This window comes from Pseudomonas sp. TAE6080, from assembly GCF_018732265.1.
GTDB classification, from domain to species: Bacteria; Pseudomonadota; Gammaproteobacteria; order Pseudomonadales; family Pseudomonadaceae; genus Aquipseudomonas; species Aquipseudomonas brenneri.
Genome location: NZ_JAHIDY010000001.1, coordinates 108,013 through 126,434 on the forward strand (window position 1 = coordinate 108,013; position 18,422 = coordinate 126,434).

Annotated in this window: 11 protein-coding genes and 1 pseudogene; all 12 read right to left on the reverse strand. The window is 57.7% G+C overall.

Annotation, left to right across the window (positions count from 1 at the left end; genetic code table 11):
• Nucleotides 1-198: 198 nt before the first annotated feature.
• The gene (locus KL786_RS00525; RefSeq protein ID WP_215516372.1) at nt 199-2,457 is read right to left on the reverse strand and encodes a TonB-dependent siderophore receptor; all 2,259 of its coding nucleotides are present in this window, start codon (nt 2,455-2,457) and stop codon (nt 199-201) included.
• A gap of 354 nt (nt 2,458-2,811) precedes the next feature.
• Nucleotides 2,812-3,783, reverse strand: coding sequence for a peptide ABC transporter ATP-binding protein (locus tag KL786_RS00530; RefSeq protein WP_215516373.1), 972 nt, complete (start codon nt 3,781-3,783; stop codon nt 2,812-2,814).
• Nucleotides 3,783-4,751: an ABC transporter ATP-binding protein gene (locus KL786_RS00535; RefSeq protein WP_215516374.1), complete on the reverse strand. Its 969-nt coding sequence runs from the start codon at nt 4,749-4,751 to the stop codon at nt 3,783-3,785. Before KL786_RS00535 ends, KL786_RS00530 begins: the two co-directional genes overlap by 1 nt.
• 10 nt (nt 4,752-4,761) lie before the next feature.
• Complete coding sequence (locus KL786_RS00540; RefSeq protein ID WP_038443398.1) at nt 4,762-5,673, reverse strand: ABC transporter permease subunit; 912 nt, start codon at nt 5,671-5,673, stop codon at nt 4,762-4,764.
• A 10-nt stretch (nt 5,674-5,683) separates the two neighbouring features.
• Nucleotides 5,684-6,694, reverse strand: coding sequence for an ABC transporter permease subunit (locus KL786_RS00545; protein ID WP_032860135.1), 1,011 nt, complete (start codon nt 6,692-6,694; stop codon nt 5,684-5,686).
• 73 nt (nt 6,695-6,767) lie between these two features.
• Complete coding sequence (locus KL786_RS00550) at nt 6,768-8,363, reverse strand: ABC transporter substrate-binding protein (RefSeq protein ID WP_215516375.1); 1,596 nt, start codon at nt 8,361-8,363, stop codon at nt 6,768-6,770.
• 81 nt (nt 8,364-8,444) lie between these two features.
• Nucleotides 8,445-9,839, reverse strand: coding sequence for an OprD family outer membrane porin (locus KL786_RS00555; protein ID WP_215516376.1), 1,395 nt, complete (start codon nt 9,837-9,839; stop codon nt 8,445-8,447).
• A 170-nt stretch (nt 9,840-10,009) separates the two neighbouring features.
• A complete protein-coding gene (locus tag KL786_RS00560) occupies nt 10,010-11,554 on the reverse strand; it encodes an ABC transporter substrate-binding protein (protein WP_458730145.1) in 1,545 nt (514 codons plus the stop codon).
• A 365-nt stretch (nt 11,555-11,919) separates the two neighbouring features.
• On the reverse strand, nt 11,920-13,545 hold the full coding sequence (locus KL786_RS00565) for an ABC transporter substrate-binding protein (protein ID WP_032860131.1): 1,626 nt from the start codon (nt 13,543-13,545) through the stop codon (nt 11,920-11,922).
• 258 nt (nt 13,546-13,803) lie between these two features.
• Nucleotides 13,804-14,493 (reverse strand): annotated as a pseudogene (locus tag KL786_RS00570) (ABC transporter substrate-binding protein); the annotation flags it as partial.
• 23 nt (nt 14,494-14,516) lie between these two features.
• Nucleotides 14,517-17,453, reverse strand: a complete 2,937-nt coding sequence (locus KL786_RS00575; protein ID WP_252193530.1) for a hypothetical protein — start codon at nt 17,451-17,453, stop codon at nt 14,517-14,519.
• Between the two features lie 251 nt (nt 17,454-17,704).
• Nucleotides 17,705-18,418, reverse strand: coding sequence for an SIMPL domain-containing protein (locus KL786_RS00580; protein ID WP_215516378.1), 714 nt, complete (start codon nt 18,416-18,418; stop codon nt 17,705-17,707).
• Nucleotides 18,419-18,422 lie beyond the last annotated feature (4 nt).

Below are 18,422 nucleotides of genomic sequence, written 5' to 3' on the forward strand. Positions count from 1 at the left end.
TTACATATTTCGGATTCTGCGAAGTGTGGTGGGGAGTTAACGAGTGTTGGTTGTAGTTGTTTTCTTTATTAGTTGTCTATTCTGGGCGGGGATTACAGATAAGTTCGAATAAAACTTGATCGGCGAGACTTCAACATCGTCGGAAAAAGCACCGCCCGGCAGGCCGGGCGGTGCAGGTGTTTTCGTTGAGGCGTACCGTCAGAACGAAGCAGTCACCGATGCAAAGTAAGCACGCCCCGGCTCGTTATAGGTCTGCGCGCCAGCATCATCAGCATTGCCTTTGCGATACAGGCGCTTGTCCAGCAGGTTTTCGATACCCACGCGTACGCTCAGGTTCTTGGTGAACTCATAACCACTGCTCAAGCCCATCAGGCCGTACGGGTCGACATCCTGCTGTGCGCTGCTGTCGTAGTTATTGGCACTGCGCGAGTTGAGGGTCGGCGCTTCCTGTTTGCCGTAGTAGGTGCCGCTGACCTGGAACGACAGCTTGTCGGTGGCCTGCCAGTCCAGCGTGGTGTTGACCGTGTACTTGGGGATGATGCTCAGTGGCTCGCCGGTGTCCTTGTCCTTGGAGTCGATCATGTAGGTCAGGTTGGTGTTCCAGGCCAGGTCGTCGCGCAGGTCCATGAACAGGTTGCCTTCGATCCCCTGGACCAGTGCCGCGCCGCTGTTTTCCCACTGCAATACACGGCGGCCACCGTCCAGGCGGAAAGCGGCCTGGTTGCTGGCGTTGATTTTGTTCTTGTAGTCATTACGGAAGTAGGTCGCACTGGTGCGCCAGGTGCCTTTGTCGAAGGCCAGGCCGATTTCCTTGTTGACGCTGATTTCCGGTTTCAGGTTCGGGTTGCCGATCAGGTAGCAACCGCCCGAGTTGGCTTCGCTGGCATTGCAGCCATTGCCGCGGCTGTACAGCAAGTAGTTGGGGTTGGATTGATACAGGTTCGGCGTCTTGTAGGCCCGGGCGATACCCCCCTTGAGGCTCAGTTCATCGGTCAACTGGTGCGAGGCGTTAAGGCTCGGGCTCCAGTTGCCGCCGTACTCTTCATGATTGTCGTAGCGCAGGCCGGGGGTGATGATGGTCTTGCTACCGACTTCGATGTTGTCCTCGGCGAACAACGCATAGCTCGACGCGGTGGTCTTGGTGCTGCTGCGGCTGACGCCTGGGATGCTGGGTACACCGCCGGTGCCTGGGTCAAAGGTTTGCGGACGCAGTGAACCTGGATCGTTCATCGATTCGTAGAGGTATTCGCTGCCCAGGGTCAGTACCTGCTCAGTGCCGAAGCTCAGGGGCAGGTTGACTTCGGCAGTCGCCCGGGTATTGCGCAGGCGCGACTCAAAAGCACCCGCCGTGGCAGAAGGGGCACCTTCGCCGGAGCCTGCCAGGCCTTCGTTGAGACGCGCGTTGCGGGTCAGGTCGTGGCTCAGCGACGCCATGGTCGAACCCCAGTCAAACTCGCCGCGGTGGGTGGCGGAGAAACTGCTGCGCTGGATCACGCTGGTTTCCTTGCCCACCAGGCTGTTAACGAAGGTGCCGCCGCCGTTGAGCATGGTGTCGCCGGCAAAGATATTGCCCTGGCGGCTGTAGCTGGCTTCCAGGTCCAGGGTTTGCTCGGGGGTGAACTGCCAGCTGAGCAGACCGTTGACGTCCTTGTTGCGCACACCTTCGCGGCCGGCTACCAACGAGTCGGCGCTGGCCTGCTCGGCCTGGTTGATGTTGGCGTCATCGGCATCGGTCTTGTTCAGGCCGCCGTAGACGCGGAACGCCAAGGTATCGCTCAACGGGCCGCTGAGGTTGAAGTTGGTGCGCTTGCTCATGCCTTCGGCATCGTCTTCGGGCAGCGACACGTAGGTGGTCAGCGAGCCGTGCAACTGGTCGGTTGGGCGCTTGGTGATGATGTTGATCACCCCGCCCATGGCGCCGGAGCCATAACGCGCGGCTGCCGGGCCGCGCAGGATTTCGATGCGTTCGACTTCCTCGGCCGGTACCCAGTTGGTTTCGCCACGGGTATCACGGTCGCCGCTCCAGCCGTAGCGTACGGCGTTGCGCGAGGTCGACGGTTTGCCATCGATCAGGATCAGGGTGTTTTCCGGGCCCATGCCGCGCAGGTCGATCTGGCGATTGTTGCCACGGCTACCGCTGGAGCTGTTGCCGGTCAGGTTGACGCCTGGCTCACGGCGGATGATGTCCGACAGGTCGTTGGTCGGGGGGCGCTTCTTGATGTCTTCGGCGGTGATGATCGACACGCCGGGGGCTTGTTTGAGCTCTTCGGCGGCGGTGCCCAGGATTCGTGTTTCGCTCAGTTCCAACGCTTGGGAGGTGCCATCGACGGGCAGGTCGCTCGCTTGCACCGGCACTTTGCCGTGTTCTCTTTCCTGGGTGTCTGCGAGCAGTGCGGGGGAAGAAAGGGCGGCGATAAACGCCAGGGAGAAATGGCTGAGCCTGAATCGAGGTGACATGTCCGCAAAATCCTTTAAGGAAGGTGGCAACTGAGCGAGACGCACCAGAATTGCCTTCCAGCAGGATTCGGCGCGCTCTATGCGCCGGAATGCTATTCATTATCAAATACAAGTAAATGTCATTTACAACTTTTACACTTTGCCCAAGCCCCGATGCGGCCCCCAAAAACAAAAAAGCCCCTCCTGCCAGACTGATGCGCAATCTGGCGGGAGAGGCTGTACAACTCGGTATCACCACGATCCCCTGTGGGAGCGGGCTTGCTCGCGAAGGCGGCGTATCAGTCACTGAATGGGGGGCTGACCCACCGCTTTCGCGAGCAAGCCCGCTCCCACACAAGCCCGTTCCCACAGGCTTTAGGCGACGAACTGCTCCGCGTGATGGCAGGCCACCTGGCGGTTGTCCAGTTCGCGCAACAGCGGCTCTTCACTGCTGCAGCGCTCGGTCGCGTACGGGCAGCGCTTGTGGAAGGCGCAGCCAGATGGCGGGTTCAACGGGTTGGGCAGTTCGCCGACGATCTTGATCTTCGGCTTGTTCGGGTCCGGGTGAATGGTCGGGGTGGCCGACAACAGCGCCTGGGTGTACGGGTGCAGGGGGCGTGCGTAGATGTCTTCCTTGGGGCCCACTTCCACCGGGCGGCCGAGGTACATCACCATCACGTCATCCGCCACGTGCTGGACGACCGCCAGGTTGTGGGAGATGAACACATAGGCCGTGTTGTACTGCTGCTGCAAATCCATGAACAGGTTGAGCACCTGGGCCTGGATCGACACGTCCAGCGCCGAGGTCGGTTCGTCCGCCACCAGCACTTTGGGTTGCAGCATCATCGCCCGGGCCAGGGCGATCCGCTGGCGCTGGCCACCGGAGAACATATGCGGGTAGCGCTGATAATGCTCAGGGCGCAGGCCCACTTGCTTCATCATCGCCTGGACTTTTTCCCGGCGCTCGGCGGCGGACAGGTTGGTGTTGATCAGCAGCGGCTCGCCCAGTTGATCACCGACTTTCTGCCGTGGGTTCAACGACGCGTAAGGGCTCTGGAACACCATCTGCACGTCTTTGCGCAGTTGCTTGCGCTGGGCCTTGTCGGCGCCGGCGACTTCCTGGCCGGCGATTTTCAAGGAGCCGGACGAGGGCTCTTCAATCAGCGTCAGCGCACGGGCCAGGGTGGATTTGCCGCAACCGGACTCACCCACCACAGCCAGGGTCTTGCCGGCTTCCAGCTCGAACGACACGCCATTGAGGGCACGCACGGTGGCGTGGCCCTTGAACAGGCCACGGGACACTTCGTAATGACGGGTCAGGTCGCGGGCGGTAAGAACGACGGCCATTACGCCACCTCCTGGTTCAAGGGGTAGAAGCAGCGCACAAGGCTGTGGGCTTGCGGGTCCAGGCTCGGACGGGTCTGGCGGCAGCTGTCCTGCACGTACGGGCAGCGTGGCGACAACAGGCAGCCTTGCGGGCGGTCATAGCGACCGGGGACGATGCCCGGCAAGGTTGCCAGGCGCTCGGCGCCCATGCTGTGTTCCGGGATCGCCGCCAGCAATGCCTCGCTGTAAGGGTGCGCAGGCACGTCGAACAAGCCCGGCACCTGGCCGACTTCCACGGCTTGGCCTGCGTACATCACGCACACGCGCTGGGCGGTTTCTGCCACTACCGCGAGGTCGTGGGTGATCAGTACCAGGCCCATGTTCTGTTCTTTTTGCAGGGCCAGCAGCAACTCCATGATCTGCGCCTGGATGGTCACGTCCAACGCTGTGGTCGGCTCATCCGCGATCAGCAGCTTGGGCTCGCCGGCAATGGCCATGGCAATCGCCACACGCTGGCTCATGCCGCCCGACAACTGGTGCGGGTAGGCGTCCATGCGGCTGGCAGCGCCGGGGATTTCGACTTTTTCCAGCAACTCGATGGCACGCTTGCGCGCTTGCTTGCTGGACATTTTCAGGTGCAGGCGCAGCACTTCTTCAATCTGGAACCCCACGGTATAGCTGGGGTTCAGCGCGGTCATCGGGTCCTGGAAGACCATCGCCAGGTCTTTGCCGACGATCTGCCGGCGCTGGCGATTGCTCAGCTTGAGCATGTCCTTGCCGTCGAAGGTCAGCGAGTCGGCGCTGACGATGCCGGGGTGCTCGATCAGGCCCATCAGCGCCATCATGGTCACGGATTTACCCGAACCCGACTCGCCAACGATGGCCAATACTTCGCCTTTGTCCACGGACAGGTCGAGCCCGTCGACCACTGGCACGGCAGTCTTGTCGCCGAAGCGCACATTGAGATTCTTGATTTCTAGCAGTGACATGGGAATCTCCTCACGCGGCATTCTTGAGTTTCGGGTCCAGCGCATCGCGCAGTCCGTCGCCCATCAGGTTGATTGCCAGCACGCTGAGCAAAATGGTCAGACCCGGCAGGCTCACGACCCACCAGGCACGTTCGATGTAGTCACGGGCCGAAGCCAGCATGGTGCCCCACTCAGGCGTCGGCGGTTGCACGCCAAGGCCGAGGAAACCCAGGGCCGCGGCATCGAGAATCGCCGAGGAGAAGCTCAAGGTGGCCTGCACGATCAGGGGGGCCATGCAGTTGGGCAGCACCGTGACGAACATCAGGCGCGGCAGGCCGGCACCGGCCAGGCGCGCGGCCGTCACGTAGTCACGGTTGAGCTCGCCCATCACGGCGGCGCGGGTCAGGCGCACATAGGATGGCAGCGACACAATGGCAATCGCGATCACGGTGTTGATCAGGCCAGGACCGAGGATGGCGACAATCGCCACGGCCAGCAGCAGCGATGGCAGGGCCAGCATGATGTCCATCAATCGCATGATGGTCGGGCCGAGCAGGCGCGGGAAGAACCCGGCGAACAGGCCCAGCAGGATCCCCGGAATCAGCGACATCACCACCGATGACAAACCGATCAGCAACGACAGGCGCGAGCCCTGGATCAGGCGCGACAGCAAGTCACGGCCCAGTTCGTCGGTGCCCAGCAGGAACTGCATCTGCCCGCCTTCAAGCCACGAGGGTGGGGTCAGCAGGAAGTCACGGTATTGCTCGCTCGGGTTATGGGGGGCAACCCACGGGGCGAAGATCGCGCAGAACACGATCAGCAGCATGAACAGCAGGCCGGCAACCGCGCCTTTGTTCTTGGAGAAGGCTTGCCAGAATTCTTTGTACGGCGACGGGTACAGCAGGCTTTGATCGACTGCTGACACGGGAGTAGGTGTGGTCATGGTCATGATCTCAGCGCTGGTGACGGATGCGTGGGTTGGCGAAGCCGTAGAGGATATCCACCACGAAGTTCACCAGGATCACCAGGCAGGCGATCAGCAGGATGCCGTTTTGCACCACCGGGTAGTCCCGTGCGCCAATGGCTTCGATCAGCCATTTGCCGATGCCGGGCCAGGAGAAGATGGTTTCGGTCAGGACTGCACCGGCCAGCAACGTGCCGACTTGCAGGCCGACCACGGTCAGCACCGGAATCAGCGCATTACGCAGGCCGTGTACGAAGACCACGCGCGCCGGCGACAGACCTTTGGCCTTGGCGGTGCGGATGTAGTCTTCGCGCAGGACTTCGAGCATCGAGGAGCGGGTCATCCGCGCAATCACCGCCAGCGGGATGGTGCCGAGCACGATGGCTGGCAGGATCAGGTGGTGCAGGGCATCCCAGAACGCGTCCGGCTCGTCGGCCAGCAAGGTGTCGATCAGCATGAAGCCGGTGCGCGGCTCGATGTCGTAGAGCAGGTCGATACGCCCGGAAACCGGGGTCCAGCCCAGGCTCACGGAGAAGAACATGATCAGGATCAGGCCCCACCAGAAGATCGGCATCGAATATCCCGCCAGGGAGATGCCCATCACCCCATGGTCGAACAGGGATCCTCGTTTCAAGGCCGCGATCACCCCGGCCAATAGCCCAAGAATGCCGGCGAACAACAGGGCGGCCATGGACAGTTCCAGGGTCGCGGGGAACAGGGCGCTGAACTCGGTCCAAACGCTGGTGCGGGTCCGCAGGGATTCGCCGAGGTCACCCTGGGCGAGCTTGCCGACGTAGTCCAGGTATTGCGCATACAAGGGTTTGTTCAAGCCAAGGCGTTCCATTGCCTGGGCGTGCATCTCGGGGTCAACCCGCCTTTCGCCCATCATGACTTCTACGGGGTCGCCAGGGATCATGCGAATCAACGCAAAAGTCAGCAACGTGATGCCGAAAAACGTTGGGATCAATAACCCCAATCGGCGGGCAATAAAACTAAACATCGTGGTATCTACCTCAATCAGCCGGTTAGGCAGGTCCGGCACCGTCAATGTCGACGGCGCCGGGCGTCTCTTATTACTTCACCTGGGTGGTGGCGAAGTTATTGTTGGTCAGGGGGCTTTGGGTATAACCCTCGACGTTTTTACGCATGGCGGTGAACATTTTCGGGTAGGCCATGGGGATCCACGGTTGGTCCTTGTCGAAAACGTCCAGCGCTTGTTCATAGAGTGCGGCGCGCTGTGTGGGTTCAGCGATGGCGCGGGCCTTGTCGATCAAGCCCTGAAACTCCTGGTTACACCAGCGGGCGTAGTTTTCGCCGTTTTTCGCGGCATCGCAACTCAGGTTCGGCGTGAGGAAGTTGTCTGGGTCGCCGTTATCCCCGGCCCAGCCGGCAGAGACCATGTCGTGCTCGCCAGCCTTGGCGCGCTTGAGCATTTCGCCCCACTCCATGACCCTGATATTGACCTTCAGGCCAATCTGCGCCAGATCCGCCTGCATACGCTGGGCACCAAGCATCGGGTTGGGGTTGGTCGGGCCGCCGCCGTTGCGGGTGAACAGGGTGAACTCAGTGCCTTCTGGCACGCCGGCTTCCTTGAGCAAGGCGCGGGCCTTGTCCAGGTCGCGGGCCGGGTTTTTCAACTTGTCGTTGAAGCCTAGCAGGGTCGGCGGGTACGGGCCGGTGGCGTCGACGGCATTGCCTTTGCCGTACAGGGATTCGTTATAGCCTTTTTTGTCGAACGCGATGTTGATCGCGTGGCGCACCCGCGCGTCGCTCATGTACTTGTGGGTGGTGTTCATGGCGGTGTAGGCGGTGGTCATTGCCGCCAGTTCCGCGACCTTCAGGTTTGGATCGGCCTTGATGCTCGGCAGGTCATCGGGTTTGGGATACAGGGCGATCTGGCACTCATTGGCCTTGAGTTTTTGCAGGCGCACGTTGTTATCCACCGCGATCGCCAGGATCAGCGGGTCGGCGGGCGGCTTGCCACGGAAGTACTCCGGGTTGGCCTTGAAGCGCACCTGGGCGTCTTTCTGGTAGCGGGTGAAAATGAACGGGCCGGTGCCGATCGGCTTGCTGTTGAGCTCGCCGGTCTTGTTGGCAGCCAGCAGCTTGTCGGCGTATTCGGCGGAATGGATGGCGGTGAACGGCATCGCAACATCGGCCAGGAACGGCGCTTCGGGGCGGGTCAGGGTGAAGACCACGGTATGGTCATCAGTCTTCTCGACGCTTTTGAGCAGTTCCTTGAAACCCATGCTTTCGAAATAAGGGAAGCCGGTGGTGGACTTGTCGTGCCACGGGTGTTTCGGGTCCAGTTGACGCTGGAAGCTCCAGAGCACGTCGTCGGCATTCAGGTTACGCGTGGGCTTGAAGTAGTCGGTGGTATGGAACTTGACGTCATCGCGCAGGTGGAACGTATAGGTCAGGCCGTCTTCACTGATGTCCCAGGACTTGGCGAGCGCGGGCACGATTTGGGTGGTGCCGGGCTTGAAGTCCACCAGGCGGTTGAACATGGTTTCGGCGGCGGCGTCGGCGGTGACGGCCGTGGTGTACAGGACCGGGTCGAAGCCTTCCGGGCTGGCTTCGGTGCAGACCACCAGCGGCTTGGCTGAAATGCCGACGGCCACACTCAACAGCGCAGCAGCGATGGCAGCTTGTAACGGGAGCATTTTCATCTAGGAGTCCTCCACGATTGTTTCAACCAGACAAGCATGCACCGCGAACTCGTCCTGAGCCCGCGGTGCACCTGGCGCTAATTAAAGAATGTTGAATGGAATGGTGGTGACCAGACGGAATTCCTTGATGCTGCCGTCAGACTGGAACTTGCTGCCACGGTGTTCGACGTAGGTTGCACGGATAGCCGTGGCCTTGAGCGGGCCGCTCTGGATCGCGTAGCCAGCGCCTACACCGTATTCCTGGTGTTTCTCGCCGTCTTGCTTCTGGATGCCGTCATAGGCGAATTTGGCCCGGCCACCGTTGCCGGTGTAGTGGGTGCCGTCGATGTCCCAGCCGCGTGCCGAGTAGGCGTTGAACTTCAGGCCAGGCACGCCGTATTCGGCCATGTTGATGGCGTAGGCGATCTGGAACGATTTCTCGTTCGGGCCGTTAAAGTCCGACGTCAGGGAGTTGGCCAGGTAGATGCCGTTGGTTTCGTGCAGGTAGTCGAAGTATTCGTTACCGTTCACATGCTGATAAGAGAAGGTCAGGCTGTGAGCCTGGTGAGCCAGGCCCAAGGACAGGGAGTAGGTATCGTTGTCGATTTCCCCCATTTCCTTTTTGCCTTCGTCAACGGTCTTGTAGTAGTTGAAGCCAGTGGTCAGCGCCAGTTGTTGGCTATCACCCAATTCGTGGGTTGCGCCAAAGTAGTACTGGTTCCAGAAGTCCTTGACGTTGGCGGCGAAGAAACTGGTTTTCAGGCTTTTGAGTGGCTGGTAGTTCACGCCGGCGGTGTAGACCTTATCGGTCTCGGCACCATTGCCGTACTCGGTACGGAATTTCGACAGGCTTTGCTCGCTACGCGGCGATACGCGGTCAAAAATGCCGCCCTGGAACGACAGGTTGCTGAACTCCTGGCTGTCGATGCTCACGCCCTGGAAGCTCGAAGGCAGGGCACGGTTGCCGATGGTGTCGACGATCGCGCTGCTGAAGTTCTGGCGACCGGCGGTCAGGGTGGTGTTCGACACACGGAATTGCACGTTGGCCAGGCCCAGCTTGCTCCACTGATCTACGGCGTCGCCGCTGGAATCAGCCAGGGTACGGTTGGAGCCGCCCTTGATGTCACGCTTGCTGCGGTCCAGGACCAGAGCGTTGTACACCGCAACTTCGGTCTTGACGCCTACGGTACCTTCGGTGAAACCCGAGCTGGCGTTGAGGATGGTGCCCTGTACCCAGTTGGTACGGTTGCGGTCGGTCAGGGTTTTACCGTGCTTTTGGTATTCGAAGGTGCCACCACGGTACTTGCTTTCATGGGAGTACCAGTTACGCGTCTGGCCGCCCAGGCTGAAGTCTTCGACAAAGCCTTTGGCTTCGCTTTGGGCGTTGGTTCCGGCCAGTGTGGTTGGAACGAAGTCCTGGCTCACTGATTCCGCGTAGGCGGTGGCGGTGATGCTGCTGATGGCCATGGCCAGTAGCACTTTGCTGCTCAATTTCATGGGTGGAGCTCCTTTGGTTCTCTTTTTTTAATACCGGTCTCATTAGGTGAACCGGTTATTGGGTGTGTAACTCTTCAAGCCTTTGCAAACGTTTGCTGTAGGGCATTTCGCGAATTACAGCTACACGTTTGCCGCAGAGCCAACTTCGCTCTGCGCATCCGGTTATTTTCTTATGGGGTGATACTGACGCCCGAGAACACGTTGCGGCCGAAGGGGCTCACTTTGAAACCTTCGACCTTGGTGCTTAACGGTTGGTTGACCGTCGAGTGGGCGACAGGCGTGATCGGCACCTGCTGTTTGAGCAGTTGCTGCGCCTGTTTGTACAGAACAGTCCGTTGTTCTCGGTCGGTGACGACCTTGGCTTGCTTGATCAGCTTGTCGTACGCCGGGTCACACCACATCGAGTAGTTGTTCCCGCCGATGGCGTCGCAGCTGTAGAGGGTACCCAGCCAGTTGTCCGGGTCACCGTTGTCGCCGGTCCAGCCAATCAGGCTGATATCGTGTTCGCCGTTCTTGGTGCGCTTGATGTACTCGCCCCACTCATAGCTGACGATCTTGACCTTGAGGCCGATCTTGGCCCAGTCGCTTTGCAGCATTTCGGCCATCAGTTTGGCGTTGGGGTTGTACGGGCGCTGCACGGGCATGGCCCACAGGGTGATCTCGGTACCTTCCTTGACGCCGGCGGCCTTGAGCAGTTCCTTGGCTTTTTCCGGGTTGTAGGCGGCGTCCTTGATGGTGTCGTCGTAGGACCACTGGGTCGGTGGCATGGCGTTGACCGCCAGTTGCCCCGCGCCCTGGTACACGGCATTCAAGATGCTCTGCTTGTTCACCGCCATGTCCAGGGCCTGGCGCACTTCGAGCTGGTCGAAGGGTTTGTGCCGTACGTTATAGGCGATGTAGCCGAGGTTGAAGCCAGGCTTGGTCAGCAGTTGCAGGTTCGGGTCGGCCTTGAGGGCGTCGACATCGGCCGGGCGTGGATGCAGGGTGACCTGGCATTCATTGGCCTTGAGCTTCTGTACCCGCACCGACGCGTCGGTGTTGATGGCGAAAATCAGTTGGTCGAGCTTGACCTTGCTCGGGTCCCAATATTGTTTGTTGCCGGCGTAACGGATCTGCGAATCCTTCTGGTAACGCTGGAACACGAACGGCCCGGTGCCGATTGGCTTCTGGTTGATATCGCTGGGCTTGCCGGCCTTGAGCAGTTGCTCGGCATATTCGGCCGAGAGGATCGCCGCGAAGCTCATGGCGATGTTCTGGACAAACGCCGCGTCGACCGTATTGAGGGTCATCACCACGGTGTGCGGGTCGGTTTTTTCGACCTTGGCGATGTTCTTGTTCAGGCTCATCCCGTTGAAGTACGGGAACTCGGTGGGGTAGGCCTTGCGAAACGGGTGGTCGGGGTCAAGCATGCGGTTGAAGGTGAACAGCACGTCATCGGCATTGAAATCCCGTGTCGGCTTGAATTCCTTGTTGCTGTGGAATTTCACCCCTTCGCGCAGATGGAAGGTGTAGGTCAGGCCATCGGGTGAAATATCCCACTTGGTAGCCAGCCCTGGGACGACGCCGGTTTCACCCTTTTCGAACTCAACCAGGCGGTTGTAGATCGGCTCGGCCGCATCGTTGTCGGTGGCGGTGGTGTATTGCGCGGTATCGAACCCTGCCGGGCTGCCTTCGGAGCAGAACACCAGGCTTTTCTTCTCGGCAGCCTGGCCCATCGAAGCGACGGCCAACAGGCTGGTGCCCAATATTGCGGATAGAACGGTGGTATGGCGCATGACGGTCCCCAATCCATGTTTATCATTTTCGTCAGTGAACAATCGCCACGCCTTACCTGGCATGGAGAAAGCACTGCTCCCATCCACAGCAAATGCCGTATCGGAACTGCGTGTTTGCCTACCTCGACGTTAGGGAACGAGGGCCGGGCAGTAAATGCGCAGAACCGGACAGACCTTGTAGGTATCGGACGGAACATCGGCAGTTAGCTGCTGTAGGGCGGCAGCCTCTGTTGATGTGGCCCGATTCCTAGGATCTTGGCGGATGCAAAAACGGCGACGTTATGAAACGTCGCCGCCAGAGATCACTACTTGCTGACGCTCACCCCGTAGAAGGAATTCAAGCCAAATGGGCTGATCTTGAAGTCCTGCACGTTGTTGCGCATGGGTTGATACACCGTCGAGTGCGCGATAGGTGTCATAGGGACTGCATCTTTGAGGACGTGTTGCGCCTGTTTGTACAGTTCGGTGCGCTTGGCGACATCCGAGGTGGCCTTGGCTTCTTTCACGATGCCGTCGAATTTCTTGTCACACCATTTGGAGAAGTTGTTGCCGGCCAGGGAATCGCAGCCGAACAGCACGTTCAGCCAGTTGTCCGGGTCACCATTGTCACCGCTCCAGCCGATGATCATGGCCTGGTTCTCGCCGCCCTTGGAGCGCTTGATGTACTCGCCCCACTCGTAGCTGACAATGTTGACCTTCAGGCCGATCTGCTTCCAGTCGTTCTGCAGCATTTCGGCCATCAGCTTGGCGTTGGGGTTGTACGGGCGTTGGACCGGCATGGCCCACAGTGTGATTTCGGTGCCTTCCTTGACGCCGGCTTCCTTGAGCAACTCCTTGGCCTTGGCCACGTCGTGCGGGACGTCCTTGATGGTCTCGTCATAGGACCATTGGGTCGGCGGCATGGCATTGACTGCCAACTGGCCTGCGCCCTGGTACACCGAGTCGATGATCTGCTGCTTATTGACCGACATGTCCAGGGCCTGGCGTACGCGCAGGTCGGCCAGTGGGTTGGCCGCTGTCTGGCCCTTGAGGACCGGCATGACGTTGTAGGCGATATAACCCAGGTTGAAACCGGCCTGATGTGGCAGTTTCAGGGTCTTGTCCTCGCCCAGGGCCTTGAGGTCGGCCGGACGCGGGAAGAGGGTGACCTGGCATTCGTTCTTCTTGAGTTTTTGTACACGCACCGATGGGTCGGTGGTGATAGCGAAGATCAGGTTGTCGATCTTCACGTCTTCAGGCTTCCAGTAATCCTTGTTGCCGGTGAAGCGGATGTTGGAGTCTTTCTGGTAGCTCTTGAACACGAACGGACCAGTGCCGACCGGCTTCTGGTTGATGTCCTGGGGCTTGCCGTCCTTCAACAGTTGGGCGGCGTATTCAGCCGACTGTACCGAGGCGAAGCTCATGGCCAGGTTCTGGATAAACGCGGCGTCCACGGTGCCAAGGGTGAACTTGACAGTGTGGTCGTCGATTTTCTCGATGTTCTTGATGTTGGTGTCCATCCCCATGTCCGTGAAGTACGGGAACTCGGTGGGGTAGGCCTTACGGAATGGATCGTCTTTATTGATCATCCGGTTGAAGGTGAAGAGTACGTCGTCGGCGTTGAATTCGCGCGTCGGCTTGAAGTACGGGGTGGTATGGAACTTGACACCTTCGCGCAGGTGGAAGGTGTACGTCAGGCCATCTTCGGACACGTCCCATTTGGTGGCCAGGCCAGGAATCACGGCGGTGCCGCCGCGCTCGAACTGGCTAAGACGGTTGAACATGGTTTCGGCCGAAGCATCGAAGTCTGTTCCGGTGGTGTACTGGCCTGGGTCGAAACCGGCCGGGCTCCCTTCGGAGCAGAACACCAGATTAGTCGCCGCTTGGGCGAAAGGTGCAGCGGCCATTAAACCGGCGCTGACTAAAAACGGAATGACTGCGTGTTTAAGCATGTTGGCCTCATGATTTGTTGTCATTTTTGGAATTGAGGGCGACCTCGTGAGTCGGCCTGCGGATACTTATGCAGGCCCCATACCCAATGCAAGATGTCGAGAGGCTACAAGCGTCAAAGAGTGGTACGAACGTACAGGAATGTCGCATTCATGTAATTTTCGACACAAAACTGCATCTTTGAGGGTTTTTTTCGGTGCGCGACATGCACCGAATCGGCCCGCCCGAGGCGTCTGGTGCACTCGGTTAGGGCGTAGCTGTTACTTATTCAGACTTACACCGTAGAGCGGTGTCAGCCCAAACGGGCTGATCTTGAAGTCCTGGACGTCCTTGCACAGCGGCTGGAAAACCGTCGAGTTCGCAACAGGCGTTATAGGTACCTGATCCTTAAGTATTTTTTTCGCCTCTTAATACCACTTGATGCGCTCGTTACGGTCACTGCTGAGCTTGGCCTTCTGCACCCGTTGGTCGTACTGCGGGTTACACCATTTTGCATAGTTGCTGCCCTTGACTGTGGCACAACTGTAGAGCACGCCGAGCCAGTTATCCGGGGCACCGTTGTCGCCGGTCCAGTCGTAAATCATCACATCGTGCTCGCCGTTTTTTGCGCGTTTGATGTATTCGCCCCACTCATAGCTGACGATATTGGCGGTGATCCCGATTTTGGCCCAGTCGTGCTGGATCACTTGCGCCGACATTCGCGCGTTGGGATTGGAGGCGCGCTGCACGGTCATCGCCTACAGGTTGATAGTGGTACCTGGTGCAACCCCTGCTTCTTTTAGTAGCGCCCGAGCCTTGGCCGGATCGTGCGGTGCATCCTTGATGTTGGGGTCATAAGACCACTGGGCCGCAGGCTGTGCGTTCTGCGCCAATTGCCCGGCACTTTGATACGCCTCCTGGATAATCGCCGGTTTATCGATGGTCATGTCCAGGGGCTGGCGCACCTTGAGCAGGTGAACCCAGTAGAGGGACGTTACCTGGTCACTTCATGCCGGGGGGTGACGGATACCTCAATAATGGTTGGGGCGTCTTTGTCGATCGGATATGGGCTGCCCAACTCATTGCCCTTGCGTATTGCGAAGGTCCTGCGGATCGTTACCTCCACACCTGGAATATTGCGGATATCTTTGTCCGGGTAGGAGAGATGTCCTATGGAAGTAACCTGAACCTTGGTCAGGTCCTTGGCTGGGTCGTACACGATATAAAACTGAGTATCGTCAGCAGCGAATAAATAGCCATCTTGCAGTATCGATCCCGGGCTCAGATCCATGACGGCAGGAGCCAGAGAACCTTGATGAGCGACCTCGGAAATACTGGCACGCAGATCGGCGTCAGGAATAACTTGCTCAAATTGCTGCAATCGTCCTTGTCTGATGCCTTCGGCCGAGCCTGAGCCTGCCCCGGCATTCAGCGGCTTAGACACGGGAAGCCCATTTTCTGTCGTGACAACGGTATAAGTATTGCGATTTAAATCCAAAACAAAGTTGGGTGAGTACTTGTTCGAACTGTGTTCCGTGAATTGTGCTTTTTCTCCGGGTGCAACGGCGAAGTTATTGTCTTCGATGCTCCAGGCTACCTGGAGTTTTGTTTTGATGACTCCGTTCTCTTCATAGTTGTTACCGGCGTAGTCATATTGGGTTCCTTCTCGGACTTTCAGGAATTCATCAATCCTGTCAGCCGAGGGAAGTTTTTTACCATTGAGGTCGAGAAAGTTAATAGCAAAGGTGGGAGGAGACTTCGGATCATCACTTGGCGTAGGCGAGGGGGTACGCTCCCAAGGCCATTTGACGCCACCCTTTCCATTGGCCGGTACCCACTCGCCGTGACCGGATGAGTGGACGGTCATTACCGGCGCTCTGGTTTTGGGGTCAATGATCTGCACATAACCGTTGCTCAGTTTGAAGTCGCTTTTGATCTCATACACTCCAGGGACGCCTTGCGCATCGGTATAGCGAATGAACCAACTGTCTGCACCGGTAAGTGGATCCTTTATCTGATAAATACCCTTGGCGTTGCGCACGGCATATTCGATGACTTTCTCGCCGTCCGGTACTGCGTACTGGCTGATATGCCCCGACTGGCTGGGACGCAATGGATTGACCGTTTCAGGTTGTTTTGGTCGAATGTCACCCTCCTCGCTACTTGCGACTGTCCTTCCCTGTCTGGATGCCTCAGCTTCATTGATACCGCTCTTAGTTTTTGACGTTCTCACCAATTCATAATCATTAGTTTTCGAGTTATATCTCCAACTGTAATCTTCGGCTTTTAGAGCCTTAAAAGAGAGGGGGACTTCACCTAAAAATTCCTCTGCTGCAAACGGCGCAGCATCGTGAGCCAATTGCAGGGCTGATATTACCGCAGCAGCATTGCCTCCAACGCGGTCAGAGGCCGTCATGCCATAGATGCCATCGTGGATGCCAAATACAATATTGCCCTGATTGCTAAGGCCGGGGATGTAAGCGAACGTGTTACCCCAAAAATCCTTCGCGGCCTTCCAGGTTTGTTGCAAGGAGCCAAACACCTCGGTTTGGTCGGCCCATACCGCATTTTTTGTGTTTACGGCCTGGTATTTTTCGGCAATGCCGTCATCCAGATTGCCATATTTCAAATTATAATCTGAACCACGTGAGCTGGTGTAATTGAATGTCTGCGAAACCGGTATGGATTGATCTGACGTTTTACTGTAATACCCGGGGTAGTGGGCGTTGGCACCGGAAATCAAATTGTCGAGCACTTCACCTGCCATGGGCCAGTGAGCATCTTTGCCGCCTTGCTTGTCTCTGGCGTTGAAACTCTGCAGTAAGTTGTCACGGTTGTCTTTGGCCCATGTCGCAAACTCTTTATCGCCATGTATTTCACGGAGGCTGCCGTTCTTCAAATTAATCATTAAACCCTGAGTGGGTCTGCTCTTGTAATCACCATCATATGGCGTATAAGGAATAAAAGCATGTCCGGACAATGGGTAGCCATATATGTTGGGGATAATGACTTGCCCATTTTTATCCAGGGTACGAATTATTGCTTCTTTACCTTCGGGGCTTAAGCTTTCAAAGCTGTCCTGGTTATTTCGGAAATTCTGCAAGGTTCCCCGTACCAGATAGGCGTCGGCTTTCCCCGAGCGGAGCGCTATTTCTTTCGTGAATCTACTGTCTTCAAGGAGTTGCGAGCCTAGTGAGGCTCCTGGAAGTCCCAGTTTTTCCAGAAGTTTTAAACCGCTTTTTATGGGGGTGGAAAAATCACTTTCCCAATGATCCTGGAGTTTTTTGCCGACCGATGTCAGGTCGGCAGCCAGGCTTTTGTCTTTTTCCGGGATTTCCATAAAGTTGAAGTTTGCCGGGCCTCCCCGTTGAACTTCATCGTGTGCAAGGGCGCCCGCTGCAATTTCCCATGCATGATAAGTACGTTGGAAGGTATTGTTCAGTGTTTCGGGTTTTCCCATCCCGACGTAGGATGTGAACGTCACTGTGATTTTTTCATGGGGGTCGTATCCTGCCGCCAACAAACCGCCACTGAAATAACCTGAAGGTTCAAGGAACTGGCGAGCGCTCTGGAACTTGACGTTTCTTTCGTTTTCACTACCGACTTCCACATTTTCTATCTGATCTTTTACGCGATGAGCATAGCTATCAATATGATTTTTTCGCTCTTCCAGCGTATAGTTTTTATTCGGTGGAGGTGCCGAATTTGCGCCATAAATAGTTGCGCTATAGATACTGGTTTCGGGGTTGGAAGAAGCGCCCGAAATATACTTTTGTTTGTCGTCAATTCTTTTATCTTCTGAGTCGGTTATACGGTCCTCGATTTTGTTTTCTGGGGAGGGTGAGCTGTCAATGCTTAGAGTATGGCGATGATGTATTGGGGACTGAGGTATGACCGTAAGAGGGAGCGCAGAAGGTTGGCTTATATTCATGGTTGACTCGTTTTTAGTAAGTAAATTTATATTGGTCGTTAATGTAATAGCAGCGTCCTTGTTGTGGTTTTTTTGTATGCGATTTTTGGTGGTGTTATGAGTGTGATAAGTTCCAGTTTTACGATTTGGTTTGCTTTGGATGTTGAGTTTTAAGCCGATGACTACAGCGTTCAGGGGGAATCATGCGCTGTTGTAAAGGCAAAAAAAACGCCGCCCGAAGGCAGCGTTATTACAGCTCAGGTATTGCTCAATCAGGGCATCTGAACTTCGATCACCCCATCAGCGCTCATGCTGACCTGGCTGGTACCGGCCTCGACCTCAGGCGTCGGCGCCGAATCCATCGCCGCGGCCTTCATCATCATGCCGCCACGGGCGTAGGGCTGTGGATAACCATTGGTGTTGAAGTTCAGGTTGACGATCTTGTAGCCCTTGCCACCCAATGCGTCGGTGGCCAGTTGGGCGCGGGCCTTGAACGCAGCGACCGCTTCCTTGAGCAGCGTATCTTCGCTGGCCTTGCGGGTCGGGTTGGCGATGGCGAAGTCCATGCTGTCCATTTTCAGGTGGGTCAGCATCTCGCCGGTGAGCTTGGACAGCGCCGCGAAGTCCGAGCTCTCCATGCGCAGTTCGGCGCGTTCACGCCAGCCGGTGATCTTCTGGTTCTTGTTGTCGTAGATCGGGTAGCTGTTACGGCTGCCCTGGCGCAGGGTCACGCTTTTGACTTCACGGGCCTGGGCCAGCGCCTTGTTCATGGTGGTGGTGATTTCTGCGGCCAGCTTGGCCGGGTCGGTGTTCTGGGACTCGGTGTACAGGGTGACGATCATCTGGTCGCGGGCCACTTCCTGGCTGACTTCGGCACGCAGGGAAATCTGGTTGTAGTGCAGTTGATCGGCAGCCAGCACGGGCAGGCTGGCGACGGTGCCAACGCTGAGGGCAATAAGGGCGGCACTGCGAGTCAAACGTGACATGGAA